The sequence below is a fragment of the Microbacterium timonense genome, from assembly GCF_900292075.1.
In the GTDB taxonomy this organism is placed as follows: domain Bacteria; phylum Actinomycetota; class Actinomycetes; order Actinomycetales; family Microbacteriaceae; genus Microbacterium; species Microbacterium timonense.
The window spans coordinates 654524-670080 of the sequence record NZ_OLMV01000001.1 but is presented as its reverse complement, the minus strand read 5'-3'; the positions used below and the strand labels follow the sequence as shown (position 1 = coordinate 670080).

The following is a 15557-nucleotide window of genomic DNA, read 5'->3' as shown; positions in this document are numbered from 1 at the left end:
TGAATGCGGGCGCCGCGACCGACGTCGTCCGTGAAGGAAACGCATGACGACCGAGAAGTCGGCTCCGGCCGAGCCGGCCCCCGGCGCCCAGAGCGTGGCCGGCGCCCGGCCGCGGCGGCGCGGCTGGCTCGTCTTCCTCCGCGACGTCGTGGTGATCATCCTGATCGCCGTCATCGTGTCGCTGGTCGTCAAGACGTTCGTCGTCCGGTCGTTCTACATCCCCTCGGGATCGATGGAGGACACGCTCCACGTCAACGACCGCATCCTGGTCGACGAGATCACGCCGCGCTTCGGCGGGTACGAACGGGGTGACATCGTGGTCTTCCGCGACCCGGGTGGGTGGCTGCCGCCGAGCACCGCCCCCGCCCGCCCGCCATCGTCGAGGGCGTCGAGTGGGTGCTCTCGCTGGTGGGGCTGGCCGCCCCGGACAGCGACGATCACCTCGTCAAGCGCATCATCGGGCTGCCCGGCGACCACGTCGTGTGCTGCAATGCGATCGGTCAGATCACCGTGAACGACGTGCCCATCGACGAGAGCGGCTACCTGAAGCTTCCCAACGCCGAGGCGGCGGCGTCCGCCGACCCGTTCGACATCACCGTGCCCGAGGGCAGCCTGTGGGTGCTCGGCGACAACCGGTACCGCTCCAAGGACTCGCGGTACAACACCGATCAGCCGGGGAAGGGGTTCGTGCCGATCGACAACCTCGTCGGTCGCGCGTTCCTGGTCACCTGGCCGTTCGACCGGTTCGGACTGCTCGACTTCCATCACGACGTGTTCGCGGGCGTCCCGGAACCGGCCGGGGAGGACGGCTCGCAGTGACCGTCGCGGAGCCGCGGCTGACCCTCGAGCGCCGTCTGCTGCGGGAGCATGCCATCGTCATCGCGTGCGACGAGGTGGGCCGCGGTGCGCTGGCGGGCCCGGTCGCGGTCGGCGCTGCGGTCATCGACGCGACACGGTCGCGCAAGCGCATCCCCCAGGGATTGCGGGACTCGAAGCTCGTTCCCGAGCTGCGTCGCGCAGACGTCGCCGCACGCGCCGCGACCTGGGTCGCCGCCAGCGCGGTGGGCTGGGCCAGCTCCGCCGAGATCGACGAGATCGGCATCATGCGGGCCCTCGGGCTGGCCTCGCTGCGCGCGCTGGCCGACCTGCGCGCGCACGGGATCGTGCCCGAGGAGGCCATCGTCATCCTCGACGGGAACTACGACTACATCAGCCCTGCCGGCGGACACGGGCTGAGGGTGACCCCCGTGATCAAGGCCGACCGGGACTGCGCGTCGGCCGCGGCCGCGTCGGTGATCGCCAAGGTCGCACGGGATCGGCTCATGACCGACCTGCACGACGAGCTGCCCGCGTACAACTGGGCGCGCAACAAGGGATACGCCAGCCCCGACCACCGCGACGCGATCCGGCTGCACGGCATCAGCCGCCACCACCGCGCCTCGTGGTCCATCGCGGACGCGCCGACCCTGTTCTGACGTTCGCCGCCCGCGGACCGCGGGTCACGCGGCCCGGCCGCGCCCATAGGATGGAACCACCATGGATGACGAGGTCTTCGAAGACTACGATCGCGAGCTCGAACTCGCGCTGTACCGCGAGTACCGGGACGTCGTCTCGCAGTTCCAGTACGTGATCGAGACGGAGCGGCGGTTCTACCTCGCCAACGAGGTCAACGTCGTCCGCCGCGACACCGAGCACGACTTCTACTTCGAGATCTCGATGTCCGACGTCTGGGTCTGGGACATCTATCGGGCGGACCGCTTCGTCAAGGCCGTCCGCGTGCTCACGTTCAAGGACGTCAACGTCGAGGAGCTCTCGCGCCGCGACTTCCACCTGCCCGAAGAGCTCTCGCTCGACACCTGAGCCCGCGCCTCCTCCCCAGGCAGGTGCCGAGGCGGGTTCTGCGCCGGTTGTGAACCGATGCGCCCCGGTCGTGCCCGCGCCGCCCCACGCGCGCGGGACGATGCCGGAATGGCAGACAAGGATGTGCTCGGGCGCGCCGGCGAGGACCGCGCCGCCCGCTACTTCGAGGAGCTGGGCTTCACCGTCCTCGCCCGCAACTGGCGCTGCCGAGAGGGGGAGCTCGACCTCATCGTCGGCGACGCCGGCACCGTGGTGGTCGTCGAGGTCAAGACGCGGCGGGGCGACGAGTTCGGCCACCCCTTCGAGGCGATCGATGCACGCAAGCGCACGAGGCTGTGGCGACTGGCGATGGCATGGGCCGGCGCGCACCGCGAGCTCCTCCGCGGACGGCGGCTGCGCATCGACGCGGTCGGCCTGATCGGCCGGCACCCCGAGACGGCGCGTCTGGAGCACCTCGTCGACGTGGAGGTGCCGTGAACGTCGCGCGGACCTGGGCGGTTGCGCTCGTCGGTGCCGAGGGCGAGTGCGTCGAGGTCGAGGCCGACCTCTCCAAGCAGACGCCCGAGTTCCGGATCATCGGGCTGCCCGACAAGGCCTTCGGTGAGGCGGTGCAACGCGTGCACAACGCCTGCGCCAACAGCGGGACGCCACTGCCGCGACGCCGTCTCACGGTGAACCTGTCGCCGGCGAGCCTGCCCAAGCAGGGCTCCGGCTTCGACGTCGCGATCGCGATCGCGTCGCTGGCGACCGAGTCCTCGATGGATGCCGCATCCGTGGCGTCGGCGGTGCACATCGGCGAGCTGGGGCTCGATGGCCGGCTGCGACCGGTGCCGGGCGTACTGCCCGCCGTGGTGGCCGCGCGGCGGGCAGGACACCGCCGCGTCGTCGTGCCTCATGCGAACGGACCCGAAGCCGAACTCGTCGACGGCATCGACGTGCTCGCCGCGGTCAATCTGGCACAGGTCGTCGCCTGGCACGGCGGCGAAGTCGAGGTGCCCGATGACATGCCTGTCGCGCTTTTCGACGACGACGAGCCGCCTGCCGAGGTTCCCGACCTCGCGGAGGTGATCGGCCAACGCGAAGCGGTCGAGGCCCTCATCGTGGCGGCAGCCGGTGGGCACCATCTGCTCATGTGCGGTCCGCCGGGAGCAGGCAAGACGATGCTCGCCCGCCGGCTTCCGGGCATCCTCCCCGAGCTGGATGATCGTGCCGCGCTGGCGAGCGCCTGCATCCGGAGCCTGTCTGGTTCGCGGGTCGTGGAACTCTCCCGCACTCCGCCGTTCGAGGCTCCTCACCACAGCGCCAGCATCGCCGCCCTGGTCGGCGGTGGGTCGCGCGTGCTGCGGCCCGGTGCGATCGCCCGTGCGAGCGAAGGAGTGCTGTTCCTCGACGAGGCGGGCGAGTTCGCCGCGAGTGCGCTGGACGCGCTCCGGCAGCCGCTGGAGTCCGGATCGATCAGCATCCACCGCGCCGGCGCCCACGCCCACTACCCGGCACGGTTCCAGCTCGTGCTCGCAACGAACCCCTGTCCCTGCGGCGACTACGGCATCCGCGGCGGCACCTGCGTGTGCCCTCCCGCGGCCATCCGCCGATACCTCGGGCGCCTGTCCGGCCCGCTGCTGGACCGCATGGACATCGAGTTGACGCTCACCCGCGTGTCGGTGGCGCAGCGCGGCACCGGTCAGGCCACCTCGACCGCGGTCGCTCGCGGACGCGTCGCCGAAGCCCGCGCCCGCGCGCGGCATCGGCTGAAAGACACGCCGTGGCGCGTCAACGCGGACGTGCCGGGTGCGTGGCTGCGCGAAGGTCCGGCGGCACCGCCGCCGGTCGTCCGCCGTCCGCTGGATGCCGCGCTCCATCGGGGGGCGCTGACCCTGCGGGGATACGACCGCGTCCTGCGCGTGGCATGGTCGCTGGCCGACATCGACGGCCGCGCGCAGCTGACGGCCGAGCATGTCGGGAGGGCGCTGTACCTCAAGAAGGGCATCGCGCTGTGACCGGCCCCGACCTGACAGCGGATGCCGCGCGCCGCACGCTCGCGCCGCTCGGGCCCGCCCCCGGCGACGACGAGACCGCACGCCGGCGCTACGCGACCGTGCTGTGGTCGCACGCCACCGAGCCCGGTGATTCGGTCGCGGGACGACTCATCGCCGCGCGCGGTCCCGTCGAAGCGCTACAGGCGGTCCTCGCCGGCGGCGCCCTGCCCGAGCTGACGCCGCGTGAGCTCTCCGATGCGCGCAAGCGCTGGGTGCCGCGGCTCTCCATGCAGGCTGTCACTGACGCCATCCGCATCGCGGCCGTCAGAGGTGTGCAGCTGGTCACGCGAGATGATGACAGGTGGCCGGCGCAGCTCGATGACCTCGAGGTGCACGCTCCGCTGTGCCTCTGGGTGCGGGGAGATCTGTCGGCGCTCCCGCGCCTGCGGGCGTCGGTCGCGATCGTCGGCGCACGCGCGTCCACACGGTACGGCGATCATGTCGCCATGGAGCTGGCGGCCGAGCTCGCCGCGAACGGTGTCGCGGTGGTGTCGGGCGGTGCGTACGGCATCGACGGCGCCGCGCACCGGGCGGCCCTTGCGGCCGACGGGCTCACCGCCGCCCTTCTGGCCGGCGGAGCGGAGCGCGCCTATCCGGCGGGGCACACGCAGCTCCTCGACGACGTCGCGCGTTCGGGACTGGTGATCAGCGAGGTCCCGTGCGGCACGGCGCCGACCAAGTGGCGGTTCCTCCAACGCAACCGCCTGATAGCCGCGGTGTCGGCGGCCACCGTGGTCGTCGAGGCCGGATGGCGCAGCGGCTCTCTCAACACGGCGAACCACGCGGACTCGCTGTCGCGGCCGGTGGGCGCGGTTCCCGGGCCGATCACCTCGGCCGCATCGGCCGGCACGCTGCGACTGATCCGCGAATGCGCGGCGCAGTGCATCACCAGCGCGGACGACGTCCGCGAGATGCTGGGGATCGGCGCGCCGTCCGCGCCACCGGATGCCGGGGCGCCGACCGATCAGAGCACGAGGGTCCGCGACGCGATGAGCACACGCACGTGGCGGGATGCGGCCGAGATCGCCCGCCGGGCCGGCATGGCGCCCGAGGACGCGGAGGCGATACTCGGACTGCTGCACCTCGAAGGCAGCGCCACGCGGACCCCGGCCGGCTGGCGACTGACGCGCAACGCGGTGTGAACCGGCAACGGATTCGCGGGCTCGCCCAGGTGCGCCATCCGCACCCGAGAGCACCGGCGCCGCGTGAGGGAAATCTGGGGACTTGGGTCTCCTGAGACAAGAAGACCCGCTCGTTAGCGTCAAAGACATGACCGGTACTCCTACGTCCCGCGGTAAACGCGGTGCGCTCATTCTGGCGGGCGTCGCAGCTCTCGCGGTCGTCGGCGTCCTGATCGGCGTCGGCGTCGTGGGGTCGCTCCGCACGCAGACCGAGCCGCGGGCCGCCGACCCATCGCCCGCGGCGCCCGACGCGGAGCTCCGGCCCGCGGCCACGCCCGAACAGGCGTACGCCCTGTCGCTGCCCGTTCTGGGCGACTGGCTCGAGAACGACTTCGACAACGCCTGGGTCGTGACCGCGGCGACGCTCGAAGCGGCAGCAGCCACGCTCGACCATGCAGCGGTCGACGACGTCGACTACGCGGAGTCGGTGGCGACGTTCGAAGGCGTCGTCGCTGTCGCCGATGCGGTGGCGAAGGGCGACCAGGACGCTGCGCTGACGGCCTTCCGTCCCCTCCTCGCCGCTGATCCGGGTCCGTACCTCGACGTCGTCCCCGACCGGGCACTGTCGCGGACCCCTTACCAGGACGCCGAGGAGCGGCTCGCCGAGCTGGACGCCGCGATCGCCGCGGACGACCGCGCAGCGGCGCGTCGGGCGTCCGGCCACACGGCCGAGGCGCTCGCCGAAGTCGTGCTCGCGGCTCAGCTCGACCTCGAGAGCGACGCGGGCCGCGTGCTGATCGAGCTCGTGCCCGCCTTCCAAGCGGTGGACGACGTGCACGATGCCGTTCTCGACGGCGGCGCGGGCGACGCCGCCGAGGCTGCAGCCCAGCTTCGCAGCTCGTTCGACGCCTTCCAGGAGTGGTACCAGGCCGAGACAGGCTGACTGCCGATCTCGAGTTGACACCACACCCTGCACCAGACATCGAGGAGATCGCCACAATGAACCGCACGAGAACGCTCCATACCCCGCGCCGACAGCGCCTGTCCCTCGCCGCGATCGGGATCGTCGGCGTCCTCGCCACGGCGCTCTTCGGCAGCCCGGCGTTCGCGCAGGACGCCACCCCCGCGCCCCCGGAGCCCACTCAGACGCCGACCTCACCCGTGCCCGAGGCGCCGAGCGAGCCGACGCCGTCGTCGCCCGACTCACCCGAGCAACCGGCGCCCGTTCCGACGGAGGCAGCGTCGCTGCCCCGCGCCACGCAGACGATCGCTCGCAGCGCCGTGCCCACCACGGCGACCGGCTTCAAGCTTCAGTACGCCTTCGGGGCCGGCGTCCAGCCCGTCGCCCGCCATGTCGAAACCGACGTCACCTCGGAGGCGGACTACGACTGGTCGGACAGCGGTACCCACTACCTGCAGTGGGACTATCCGATGCCGGCGGACGGACACCACGCCGTCACCTTCACGGCGGAGCTGATCGACCACGGCGCGTCCACCGGCTACACGGTGCGCTACACGTCGGCGATCGCCCGCGTCAGCGGTTCCATCAGCGTGCGCACCGACTGCGAGATCCTCAAGGGAGGGGTGGCCGTCGATCTGCAGAACGACTCTCCCTTCACCTGCGAGGGCGCGTCGGCGCAGAGCGCCTCGGGCGCCGTGCTGGCGGGCGGAACCGTGTCGCTCCTGAACTGGTCGACGATCACCGGGATCATCGATGTGCGCAACGACGGCACCGGCCCCGCCATCTCGCTCGGCGAGGGCACGTTCTCGACCGCGAATCAGCAGCGTCGCATCATCATGAACGGGACCGCCTGGTACCCGCTCGACGCCTCGGTCCAGGAGCAGCGCAAGCTCGCGTATGCGACGATCCCGAACGGCGGCCAGCTGACCTGGATGGCGGCGCAGCAGAACTTCGGCGTGTCGCAGACCGAGCCCGACACGCATGCGCAGGCGACCTTCAACTACCGCATCTACCTCGACGGCAAGCCGACACCGTACTGGATCGACGGCTGGGCTGAGAACTACAAGTACCACCAGGGGAGCGAGCCTTCGGCATCTTGCTCGATCTACTTCGGCGACCCGAACACCACCGGCAAGAAGGTGGTGGAGCGCACTCCCTTCACCTGCGAGCCGACCGCCATGTCCAAGCCCAATATCCACACGTACGACGACACGACCTTCCAGGTGCGGATGGCGGTCATCGACACGCTCACGAACCAGGCCGACGCCAAGCTGCGGGGAATCACCGCAGCGTGCGGGGACGGCGGCGACGGCTGCATCCAGACCATCGGCAAGCCGGCCCTACACGTCGCGGATGCCGCGGAGGCGAGCGTCATCGGCGTGCAGCCGAACACCCAGGGCAAGCCGGAGGCCATGGAGTGGAAGTTCGACAAGACCTGGACTCGGAAGGTGACTGACTCGGTCGAGCATACCTTCGGGCTGAAGTACACGTATGAGGTCGAAGTGGAGCTCGTGCCCGGAGTGACGGAGAAGGAAGGCATCGAGATCAGCTCCGAGACCTCGTACGGATACGACCTGACCAAGGGGCTCGAATATAGCTTCGTGGAATACCCGTCCATTCCCTTCGGTGCTGTCGGCTCCTACGTCCAGTTCGACGCGTGGAACGTCTACCAGGGCGACATCTACTTCTACGGCGAGGGCGGCTCGTGGTACCGCGTCACGGGGACGACGGTCATGGTTCCGATCGATATGACGACCTACGGAGCCGAGAACGTGCTGAACGGCCACCTCGACGCGAAACCGGGTGCCGGAATCGGCAACGTGCAGTTCCGCTGCGTGTGGGACGACGCGAATGAGGCGAATGTCCTGCTGCACAATCCGACCCTCGAAGAGCTCACCGCGTGCCAGATCCCCGACACCTGGAGCGACGACGTTCCTCACGTGCCCGGAGTGAAGCTGGATCCCGACCTCATCAGGGACGCGCGGGCCGTGCTCGCCAATGACCTCGGTGCGCTGAACGCTCGTCTGCAGGAGGACGCGGAGAAGCTGGTGGAGAAGGGCGGCGAGTGACCTGCGACGCGCCGCTGCGGAGCGGCGCGTCGCGATCGCCGGTCCCGGGGAGCAAGCTGGCAGGGTGAGGATCGACGAGGCAGCAGAGGCGTACGCGCGGCATCTGGCCGACGTCCGACGGCTTTCTCCCGCCACCGTGAAGGCGTACCGTTCGGATCTGGCGGCGCTCGCGGCCTCATGCGGCGACATCGGCCTGCCGGACGTCGACCTCGAGCACCTGCGGCAGTGGCTCTGGGAATCGGTACAGCGCGGCGAGGCGCGCTCGACCATCGCACGCCGCACCGCGGCCGCTCGCGGGCTCTTCGCGTGGGCGACGGAGGAGGGGTATATCCCGACCGATCCGAGCCTCCGCCTGATCGCTCCCAAACGCGGACGCACCCTTCCCAAGGTCGCCACGGCGGACACGCTCGACCAGGTGCTGACACGCATGGCTGCCGGCGCGGCGCAGGGCGATCCGCTCGCCCTGCGTGACCACGCGATCCTCGAGCTGCTCTACGGCGCCGCGGTGCGCGTCTCGGAAGTGTGCGGCCTCGACATCGGCGACGTGGATCATGACCGGCGGACGGCGCGCGTCCTCGGGAAGGGGTCCAAGGAGCGGGTCGTCCCCTTCGGGCTGCCGGCGCAGCGCGCACTCGACGCGTACGTCGTCCGCGCAAGGCCTCAGCTGCTCGCGCGGCGCACGGCGGGGGGTTCCGAGCATGCGCTCTTCCTCGGCGCGCGGGGTGGACGGATCGGACCGCGCGCCGTCTACGACGTGGTCGCGCGCGAGCTCGGTCCCGAGCTCGGCGGGGCGGTGGGTCCGCACGCGCTGCGCCATTCGGCGGCGACGCACCTGCTGGACGGCGGCGCGGATCTGCGCGCCGTGCAGGAGATGCTCGGCCACGCGAGTCTGGGCACCACGCAGATCTACACGCACGTCTCGAGCGAGCGCCTCGCCGCGTCGTACCGCCTCGCGCACCCGCGCGCGTGAGGGTCAGCAGCAGGGGAGCAGGATCGCACGCGGGATGCCGCCGAGCAGGGCGAGCGGGTTGATGTAGCGCCCGTCGAGCCGGACACCGAAGTGCAGGCTCCCTGCGGGTGCATGACCACCGCGGGACAGGCGTCCTACCGGCGAGCCGGCGGTGACGGCCGTGCCGGGTGCGAGGTCTGAGTCGACCGGTTCCAGCGTGGAGACGAGGCCGCCGCCGTGGTCGATCGTGAGGACGCCTCGTCCGGCCACCGGTCCGGAGAAGGCGACCACGCCCGCGGCCGGAGCGCGGACCTCGTCACCCTCCAACGGCTCCAGGTCGATGCCGCGGTGGCCGGGTCCGTATTCGTGCGCGGGCGCCACGAACGGCCTCACGAGACGAAACGGCTGCGCGGGCCACAGCCAGTCACCGGCCGGCTGCACCGCCACGCTGTCGTCGGTGGCGTGAACGGCCGCATCCGTGGCTGCACTGGCCGTCAGGGGCGAGACGGTGAGCATGCCCGCCAGCAGTGCGATGGCGACTCCTGCGCGTCGTCGACGTCGCGCACGTGTGTCGGTCATGGACCCCACTCTGCCGTCGCCGGCGCGGGGACGGCGTGCGGGCGCCCGCATCGGGGGAAAACCCGGACGCCCGGGGCACGGAGGAGGAGGCGGTGGCCCCGTGCCCTGGTACACTGGACCCGCACTCCGCTTGTCGGGGTGACTCCGCGTGCCCACAGCGCCGCACGCCCCGAGACTCACGAGGGGTTGAGGCGCGGCATCCATCCCATCGGTCTCCGTGATCGCCTCCGGGCGAGCGTGGAGCGGGACGGAGCCGGGCACCAGGCTCGCCGGCCTCGCCGGCGCGACACCAACCGCAACAGGCGCGCACGCGCCGGAACAGGAGAACGGCTATGGCCGTCGTCACCATTCGCCAGCTGCTCGACAGCGGCGTCCACTTCGGACACCAGACCCGCCGGTGGAACCCGAAGGTCAAGCGCTTCATCCTCACGGAGCGCAGCGGCATCCACATCATCGACCTGCAGCAGTCGCTGACCTACATCGACAAGGCCTACGAGTTCGTCAAGGAGACGGTCGCCCACGGCGGCACCATCCTCTTCGTCGGCACCAAGAAGCAGGCGCAGGAAGTCATCGCCGAGCAGGCCACCCGCGTGGGCCAGCCCTACGTCAACCAGCGCTGGCTGGGCGGTCTGCTCACCAACTTCTCGACGGTGTCCAAGCGCCTCGCGCGCATGAAGGAGCTCGAGGAGCTCGACTTCGAAGACCCGGCTGCGAGCGGCTTCACCAAGAAGGAGCTGCTCCTCAAGAAGCGCGAGCTCGACAAGCTGCACAAGTCGCTCGGCGGCATCCGCAACCTCCAGAAGACCCCGTCGGCGATCTGGGTCGTGGACGCCAAGCGCGAGCACCTCGCGATCGACGAGGCCTCGAAGCTCGGCATCCCGGTGATCGGCATCCTCGACACCAACGCCGACCCCGACGAGTTCCAGTACCCGATCCCGGGCAACGACGACGCGATCCGCTCGGTGGGCCTGCTCACCCGCATCATCGCCGACGCCGCCGCCGAGGGCCTGATCCAGCGTCACCAGCCCACCGACGAGTCGGCCGACGCCGAGCCGCTGGCCGACTGGGAGCGCGAGCTGCTCGAGCAGGGCGCGCCGGTCGTCACAGACGTCGCCGAGGTCGAGACGGCTGCCACCGAGTCTGCCGATGACGAGGCCGGCGCCGAGGCCGCGGAGGCGACCCCCGAGGCCGCCGAGGCCACTGCCGCCGAGTAAGCCCGCACACATACTCCGCTTCGGCGGGATCGCCCGGACGCCACCGTCCGGACGGTCCCGCCGAGGCATCCACGAGAACTCACACCAACCAAGGAGCCGCCACCCATGGCAAACTTCACGATCGCCGACATCAAGGCGCTGCGCGAGCAGCTCGGCACGGGCATGGTCGACACCAAGAAGGCGCTCGAGGAGGCCGACGGCGACCTCGAGAAGGCCGTCGAGATCCTGCGCCTCAAGGGTGCCAAGGGCAACGCCAAGCGCGCCGACCGCTCCACGAGCGAGGGTCTCGTCGCGGCGAAGGAGGTCGACGGTCAGGTCACGATCATCGAGCTCAACACCGAGACCGACTTCGTCGCGAAGAACGACCGCTTCATCGCCCTGGCCGACAAGGTCCTCGACGCGGCTGCGGCTGCCCACGCCGACTCCGCCGAGGACGCCCTGGCCGCGCCGGCCGGCAACCAGACCGTCGCCGAGCTGATCTCGGACGAAGCCGCCATCATCGGCGAGAAGGTCGAGCTGCGTCGCGTGGCCACGCTGTCGGGCGACAAGTTCGAGATCTACCTCCACAAGACCAGCAAGGACCTGCCCCCGCAGGTCGGCGTGGTGCTCGCCTACACGGGTGACGACGCCGAAACGGCGCGCAGCCTCGCGCAGCACATCTCGTTCGCCAACCCGACCTACCTCTCGCGCGACCAGGTCCCCGAGGCCGAGGTCGAGAAGGAGCGCGAGATCGTCACCGAGATCTCGCGCAACGAGGGCAAGCCCGAGGCGGCGCTGCCGAAGATCGTCGAGGGGCGTGTGAACGCGTTCTTCAAGCAGGTGGCTCTCCTGGACCAGGACTACGCGAAGGACAACAAGCTCTCCGTCGCGCAGGTCGCCAAGGACGCCGGTCTGACCCTGACGGGCTTCGCCCGCTTCAAGGTCGGCGCCTGAGACTCTGAGAGGGCCCGCATCGGCATTCCGGTGCGGGCCTTTTCTCATGCCCTTCGGTAGTTTGTCGATGACGAGAGGACCACTGTGATCAATGAGAACACCGGACGCCGGCGCGTCCTCCTGAAGCTGTCGGGTGAGGCGTTCGGGGGTGGCCAGCTCGGGGTGAACCCGGACGTGGTGAGCCAGATGGCCCGCGAGATCGCCGCCGCGGTGGACCGTGTCGAGATCGCCGTGGTCGTCGGCGGGGGCAACTTCTTCCGCGGTGCGGAGCTCAGCCAGCGGGGCATGGACCGCGGCCGTGCCGACTACATGGGGATGCTGGGGACCGTCATGAACGCGCTGGCGCTCCAGGACTTCCTCGAGCAGGCGGGGGCGGCGACCCGGGTGCAGTCGGCGATCTCCATGACGCAGGTGGCCGAGCCGTACATTCCGCGTCGCGCCGAGCGCCACATGGAGAAGGGCCGTGTCGTCATCTTCGGCGCGGGCGCAGGCCTTCCCTACTTCTCCACCGACACCGTCGCCGCCCAGCGGGCCCTCGAGATCGGCGCCCAGGAGGTGCTGGTCGCCAAGAACGGCGTCGACGGCGTGTACACGGCGGATCCGAAGAAGGATGCCTCGGCTACGCGCATCGACCGGATCACGTACCTGGATGCGCTGCAGCGCGGCCTCAAGGTCGTCGACTCCACAGCCTTCAGCCTCTGCATGGACAACAAGATGGACATGCGGGTGTTCGGCATGGAGCCGGCGGGCAACGTGACCAAGGCGCTGCTGGGCGAGTCGATCGGCACACTGGTCACGGCGTGAACGGCCGCCGCCGATAGACTTGACGAGCCCCATCTACGCGAAGGAGACACTGTGATCGCGGACGTCTTGGCCGATGCCGGAGAGCGCATGGACCGCGCCGTCGAGGCTGCGAAGGAGGACTTCGCCACGGTGCGCACCGGTCGGGCGAACCCCCAGCTGTTCCAGAAGGTCCTCGTCGACTACTACGGCACGCCGACGCCGCTGGCGCAGCTCGCGTCGATCAACAACCCCGAGGCCCGCACCCTCATCGTCACGCCGTACGACAAGTCGGCGCTCAAGGCGATCGAGCAGGCCATCCGTGACATCCCGAATCTCGGCGTGAACCCGACGAACGACGGGAACCTCGTGCGGGTGACCATGCCGGAGCTCACCGAGGAGCGCCGCAAGGAGTACGTCAAGCTGGTGCGCAGCAAGGGCGAGGACGCGAAGGTGCACGTGCGCGGCATCCGTCGCAAGTCCAAGGACGACATCGACGCGCTCAAGGGCGAGGTCGGTGAGGACGAGCTGTCCCGTGCCGAGAAGGAACTCGACGCGCTCACGCGTGCCCACGTCGACGCGATCGACGAGGCGCTCAAGCGCAAAGAGGCGGAACTCCTCGAGGTCTGAGGTGTGCGCATGAGCGACGCATCAGATCCGCCGCGAGCCGACGAGCCGCCCGTACCCCGCACGCGGCGAGCGGCGGGGGAGAGCCGGCGAGCCGTCGAGCCGCAAGACTCCGGCCCTCATCTCCAGGCCCACCTGCGCGCCGCGCGCAGCGAGCTGGAGAACCAGGTCGCGCAGGCCAAGGCTGACTTCGAGGAGGCGAACGAGCGGATCAAGGAGCGCACCGGGCGGGATCTGATCCTGGCGATCCTCATCGCCCTGGCCATCGGCGTCGTGCTCCTGGGTTCCCTGCTGTTCGTCAAGTGGGCGTTCGTGGTCTTCGCGCTGGCGGCGGCGCTCCTGGCGGTCTTCGAGTTCGGCCGGGCGCTGCGCACCAGCGGGCGGCGTGTGGACGTGGTCCCGCAGCTGGTCGCTGCCACCGTGGTCGTGGTGTCGGCGTACTTCGTCAGCTCCTGGCTGCTGTGGGTGGTGCTGTTCGTCGCGCTGGCGTTCGTCGTGGTGTGGCGCCTGGTGGCGCAGATGGCCGCGCACGACGGCCGCGTGTACTCGGCGGTCATCGGTGACGTCGTCATCGCCGCGTTCCTCCAGCTGTATGTGGCCTTCCTCGCCGCGCTGTGCGTCGTCCTGCTCAGCCAGGAGCGCGGTGAATGGTGGGTGCTCGCCTTCATCATCGTGGCGGTCGCATCCGACACCGGGGCGTACGTGGCCGGGATCTCCTTCGGCAAGCACCCCATGGCACCCCGGATCAGTCCCAAGAAGACCTGGGAGGGGTTCGCCGGCGCTACCCTCGCGGCGATCCTGGCGGGCGTGCTGGTCGGCCTGTTCATGCTGGGCCTGCCATGGTGGCTCGGCGCCGTCTTCGGCATCGTCATCCTGGGTACGGCGACGGCCGGCGACCTGGGAGAATCCATGATCAAGCGCGATCTCGGGATCAAGGACATGAGCTCCTGGCTCCCGGGGCACGGGGGCGTCCTGGACCGGCTGGACTCGATCCTGCTCTCCGCCGTCGGCGCTTTGGCCCTCTACTACTTCTTCACCCCGCTGGTGGCATCATGACGGCATCCCAGGCGCCCGCACGGACGTCCTTCCCCGAAGCGCGAGGACGCGAGAAGGGCTACGAGAAGCAGACCGTCGACGAGTTCCTCGCCCGCGCGCGGGCCTCGTTCGAGGAGGGCACCGACGACCTGACCGCCGCGGACGTGCGGCGGGTGGCGTTCCCGCTGGTGCGCCACGGCTACGCCATCCCGTCCGTCGACGCCGCGCTCGGACGCATCGAAGACGCGTTCGCCGCACGCGAGCGCTCTGCGGCTGTCGCGACCGTCGGGGCTCCCGCGTGGGTGGGACACACCCGGGAACTCGCGCAGGAAGTACTGAACCGGCTGTCACGCCCGGCCAAGAAGCGGTTCGACCGCGTGTCTGCGCTGCGCTACGGCTACCGGATCACCGAAGTCGACCTCGTGTCGGAGAAGCTCGCGGCATACCTCGAGACGGGCGAGTCGGTCACGGTCGAGCAGGTGCGCGCGGTGGCGTTCCGCATGCAGCGCGGCGGCTATCGCGAGTCGCAGGTCGACGCGGTGCTGGATGCCGTCGTCGAGGTCATGCTTGCGGTCAAGTGACCTCGGCTCCCGGCGCGCATGGCACGCCGCGGTGCCCGTGTGCGAGAATCGGGGCACTGTGACTTCTGGAAACGAGCTCAACCCGACCAGACGGGTCCGTCGTCACCAGGTGTCGACCGAGGTGTCGACGCGCAGGGGGCCACGGGCGACTTCAGCCTCCGCCACGCGGGCGACCACGGCGCGGTGGTCGCGACGACGCGGAGTCGTCGGGGCGTTCGCGGCATTCGCGGTGCTCGGTTTCGCAGCGGCCTACATCGGCCCCACCGGGTTCGCCCTCGCGCAGGCCAGCGCCGATGACGAGACGACCGTGTCGCTGTATGCCAGCGGTCTGGACGACGTCCAGTCGCGCGCGGGGGATGAGTCCGCGGCGGATCCGGAACCGGCGGTCCTCGAGCGCGGCAGCTACTCGGTGTACGTCAAGCCGAAGCCGACGCCGACCCCCACCGCCACCGCGTCGGGCGGAACGGCCAAGAGCGGCGGGTGGCGACCGCCGTTCGTCTCTCCGGACCCGGGCACGGCGCAGGCGATCGCCTACGACATGGTGCTGGCGCGCGGCTGGGGCGACGATCAGTTCGCCTGCCTCGTGGCGCTGTGGAACAAGGAGTCCGGCTGGCGCGTGAACGCCTACAACGCCGGAAGCGGTGCCTACGGCATCCCGCAGGCGCTGCCCGGGAGCAAGATGGCCAGCGCGGGCGCGGATTGGGAGACCAACCCCGCTACGCAGATCACGTGGGGCCTGGGCTACATCAGCGGTCGCTACGGCAGCCCGTGCGGAGCGTGGGACCACTCCCAGCGCACGGGCTGGTACTGAG

16 protein-coding genes and 1 pseudogene are annotated in these 15557 nt (G+C 70.3%); 16 read left to right on the top strand and 1 reads right to left on the bottom strand.

All coding sequences use genetic code 11. From position 1 onward, the window contains the following. Positions 1-43: 43 nt before the first annotated feature. The 9 genes and pseudogenes from lepB (at position 44) to C9992_RS03200 (ending at position 9017) form a co-directional block, all read left to right on the top strand. Positions 44-819, top strand: a pseudogene (lepB, locus tag C9992_RS03240) (signal peptidase I). Beyond that, positions 816-1475 (top strand): ribonuclease HII, encoded by a 660-nt coding sequence (locus tag C9992_RS03235; protein ID WP_106814126.1) that lies wholly within the window; start codon positions 816-818, stop codon positions 1473-1475. Before lepB ends, C9992_RS03235 begins: the two are co-directional and overlap by 4 nt. 61 nt (positions 1476-1536) lie before the next feature. Next, a complete protein-coding gene (locus tag C9992_RS03230) occupies positions 1537-1860 on the top strand; it encodes a DUF2469 family protein (protein WP_045297888.1) in 324 nt (107 codons plus the stop codon). Positions 1861-1968: 108 nt separating this feature from the next. Further along, the gene (locus C9992_RS03225) at positions 1969-2337 is read left to right on the top strand and encodes a YraN family protein (protein ID WP_106814125.1); all 369 of its coding nucleotides are present in this window, start codon (positions 1969-1971) and stop codon (positions 2335-2337) included. Beyond that, on the top strand, positions 2334-3857 hold the full coding sequence (locus C9992_RS03220; protein ID WP_106814124.1) for a YifB family Mg chelatase-like AAA ATPase: 1524 nt from the start codon (positions 2334-2336) through the stop codon (positions 3855-3857). The genes C9992_RS03225 and C9992_RS03220 overlap by 4 nt, the downstream gene beginning before the upstream one ends. Further along, the gene (dprA, locus tag C9992_RS03215) at positions 3854-5038 is read left to right on the top strand and encodes a DNA-processing protein DprA (protein ID WP_106814123.1); all 1185 of its coding nucleotides are present in this window, start codon (positions 3854-3856) and stop codon (positions 5036-5038) included. The genes C9992_RS03220 and dprA overlap by 4 nt, the downstream gene beginning before the upstream one ends. Before the next feature lie 127 nt (positions 5039-5165). Beyond that, entirely contained in the window at positions 5166-5960 is a 795-nt protein-coding gene (locus C9992_RS03210) for a hypothetical protein (RefSeq protein WP_106814122.1), read from the top strand. 56 nt (positions 5961-6016) lie between these two features. Beyond that, complete coding sequence (locus tag C9992_RS03205) at positions 6017-8047, top strand: hypothetical protein (protein WP_106814121.1); 2031 nt, start codon at positions 6017-6019, stop codon at positions 8045-8047. 64 nt (positions 8048-8111) lie between these two features. Then, positions 8112-9017, top strand: a complete 906-nt coding sequence (locus C9992_RS03200; RefSeq protein WP_106814120.1) for a tyrosine recombinase XerC — start codon at positions 8112-8114, stop codon at positions 9015-9017. 3 nt (positions 9018-9020) lie between these two features. On the opposite strand, the gene C9992_RS03195 is transcribed toward C9992_RS03200, so the two are convergent. Continuing rightward, positions 9021-9575 (bottom strand): murein hydrolase activator EnvC family protein, encoded by a 555-nt coding sequence (locus C9992_RS03195; RefSeq protein WP_106814119.1) that lies wholly within the window; start codon positions 9573-9575, stop codon positions 9021-9023. A 332-nt stretch (positions 9576-9907) separates the two neighbouring features. Between C9992_RS03195 and rpsB the strand changes: the two genes are divergently transcribed. The 7 genes from rpsB (at position 9908) to C9992_RS03160 (ending at position 15556) form a co-directional block, all read left to right on the top strand. Further along, positions 9908-10789, top strand: a complete 882-nt coding sequence (gene rpsB, locus C9992_RS03190) for a 30S ribosomal protein S2 (protein WP_106814118.1) — start codon at positions 9908-9910, stop codon at positions 10787-10789. 105 nt (positions 10790-10894) lie between these two features. Next, positions 10895-11722 carry a translation elongation factor Ts gene (tsf, locus tag C9992_RS03185; protein WP_106814117.1) on the top strand — a complete coding sequence of 276 codons (828 nt, stop codon included), beginning with the start codon at positions 10895-10897 and terminating at the stop codon, positions 11720-11722. Positions 11723-11806: 84 nt separating this feature from the next. Beyond that, positions 11807-12526: a UMP kinase gene (gene pyrH / locus C9992_RS03180; protein ID WP_106814116.1), complete on the top strand. Its 720-nt coding sequence runs from the start codon at positions 11807-11809 to the stop codon at positions 12524-12526. 51 nt (positions 12527-12577) lie between these two features. Next, positions 12578-13132, top strand: coding sequence for a ribosome recycling factor (gene frr, locus C9992_RS03175; protein ID WP_106814115.1), 555 nt, complete (start codon positions 12578-12580; stop codon positions 13130-13132). Positions 13133-13141: 9 nt separating this feature from the next. Continuing rightward, entirely contained in the window at positions 13142-14185 is a 1044-nt protein-coding gene (locus tag C9992_RS03170) for a phosphatidate cytidylyltransferase (protein WP_106814114.1), read from the top strand. Beyond that, positions 14182-14745, top strand: coding sequence for a DivIVA domain-containing protein (locus tag C9992_RS03165; protein ID WP_106814113.1), 564 nt, complete (start codon positions 14182-14184; stop codon positions 14743-14745). Before C9992_RS03170 ends, C9992_RS03165 begins: the two co-directional genes overlap by 4 nt. Positions 14746-14803: 58 nt before the next feature. Further along, positions 14804-15556 (top strand): aggregation-promoting factor C-terminal-like domain-containing protein, encoded by a 753-nt coding sequence (locus tag C9992_RS03160; RefSeq protein WP_235007949.1) that lies wholly within the window; start codon positions 14804-14806, stop codon positions 15554-15556. The last annotated feature ends 1 nt before the right edge of the window (position 15557 follow it).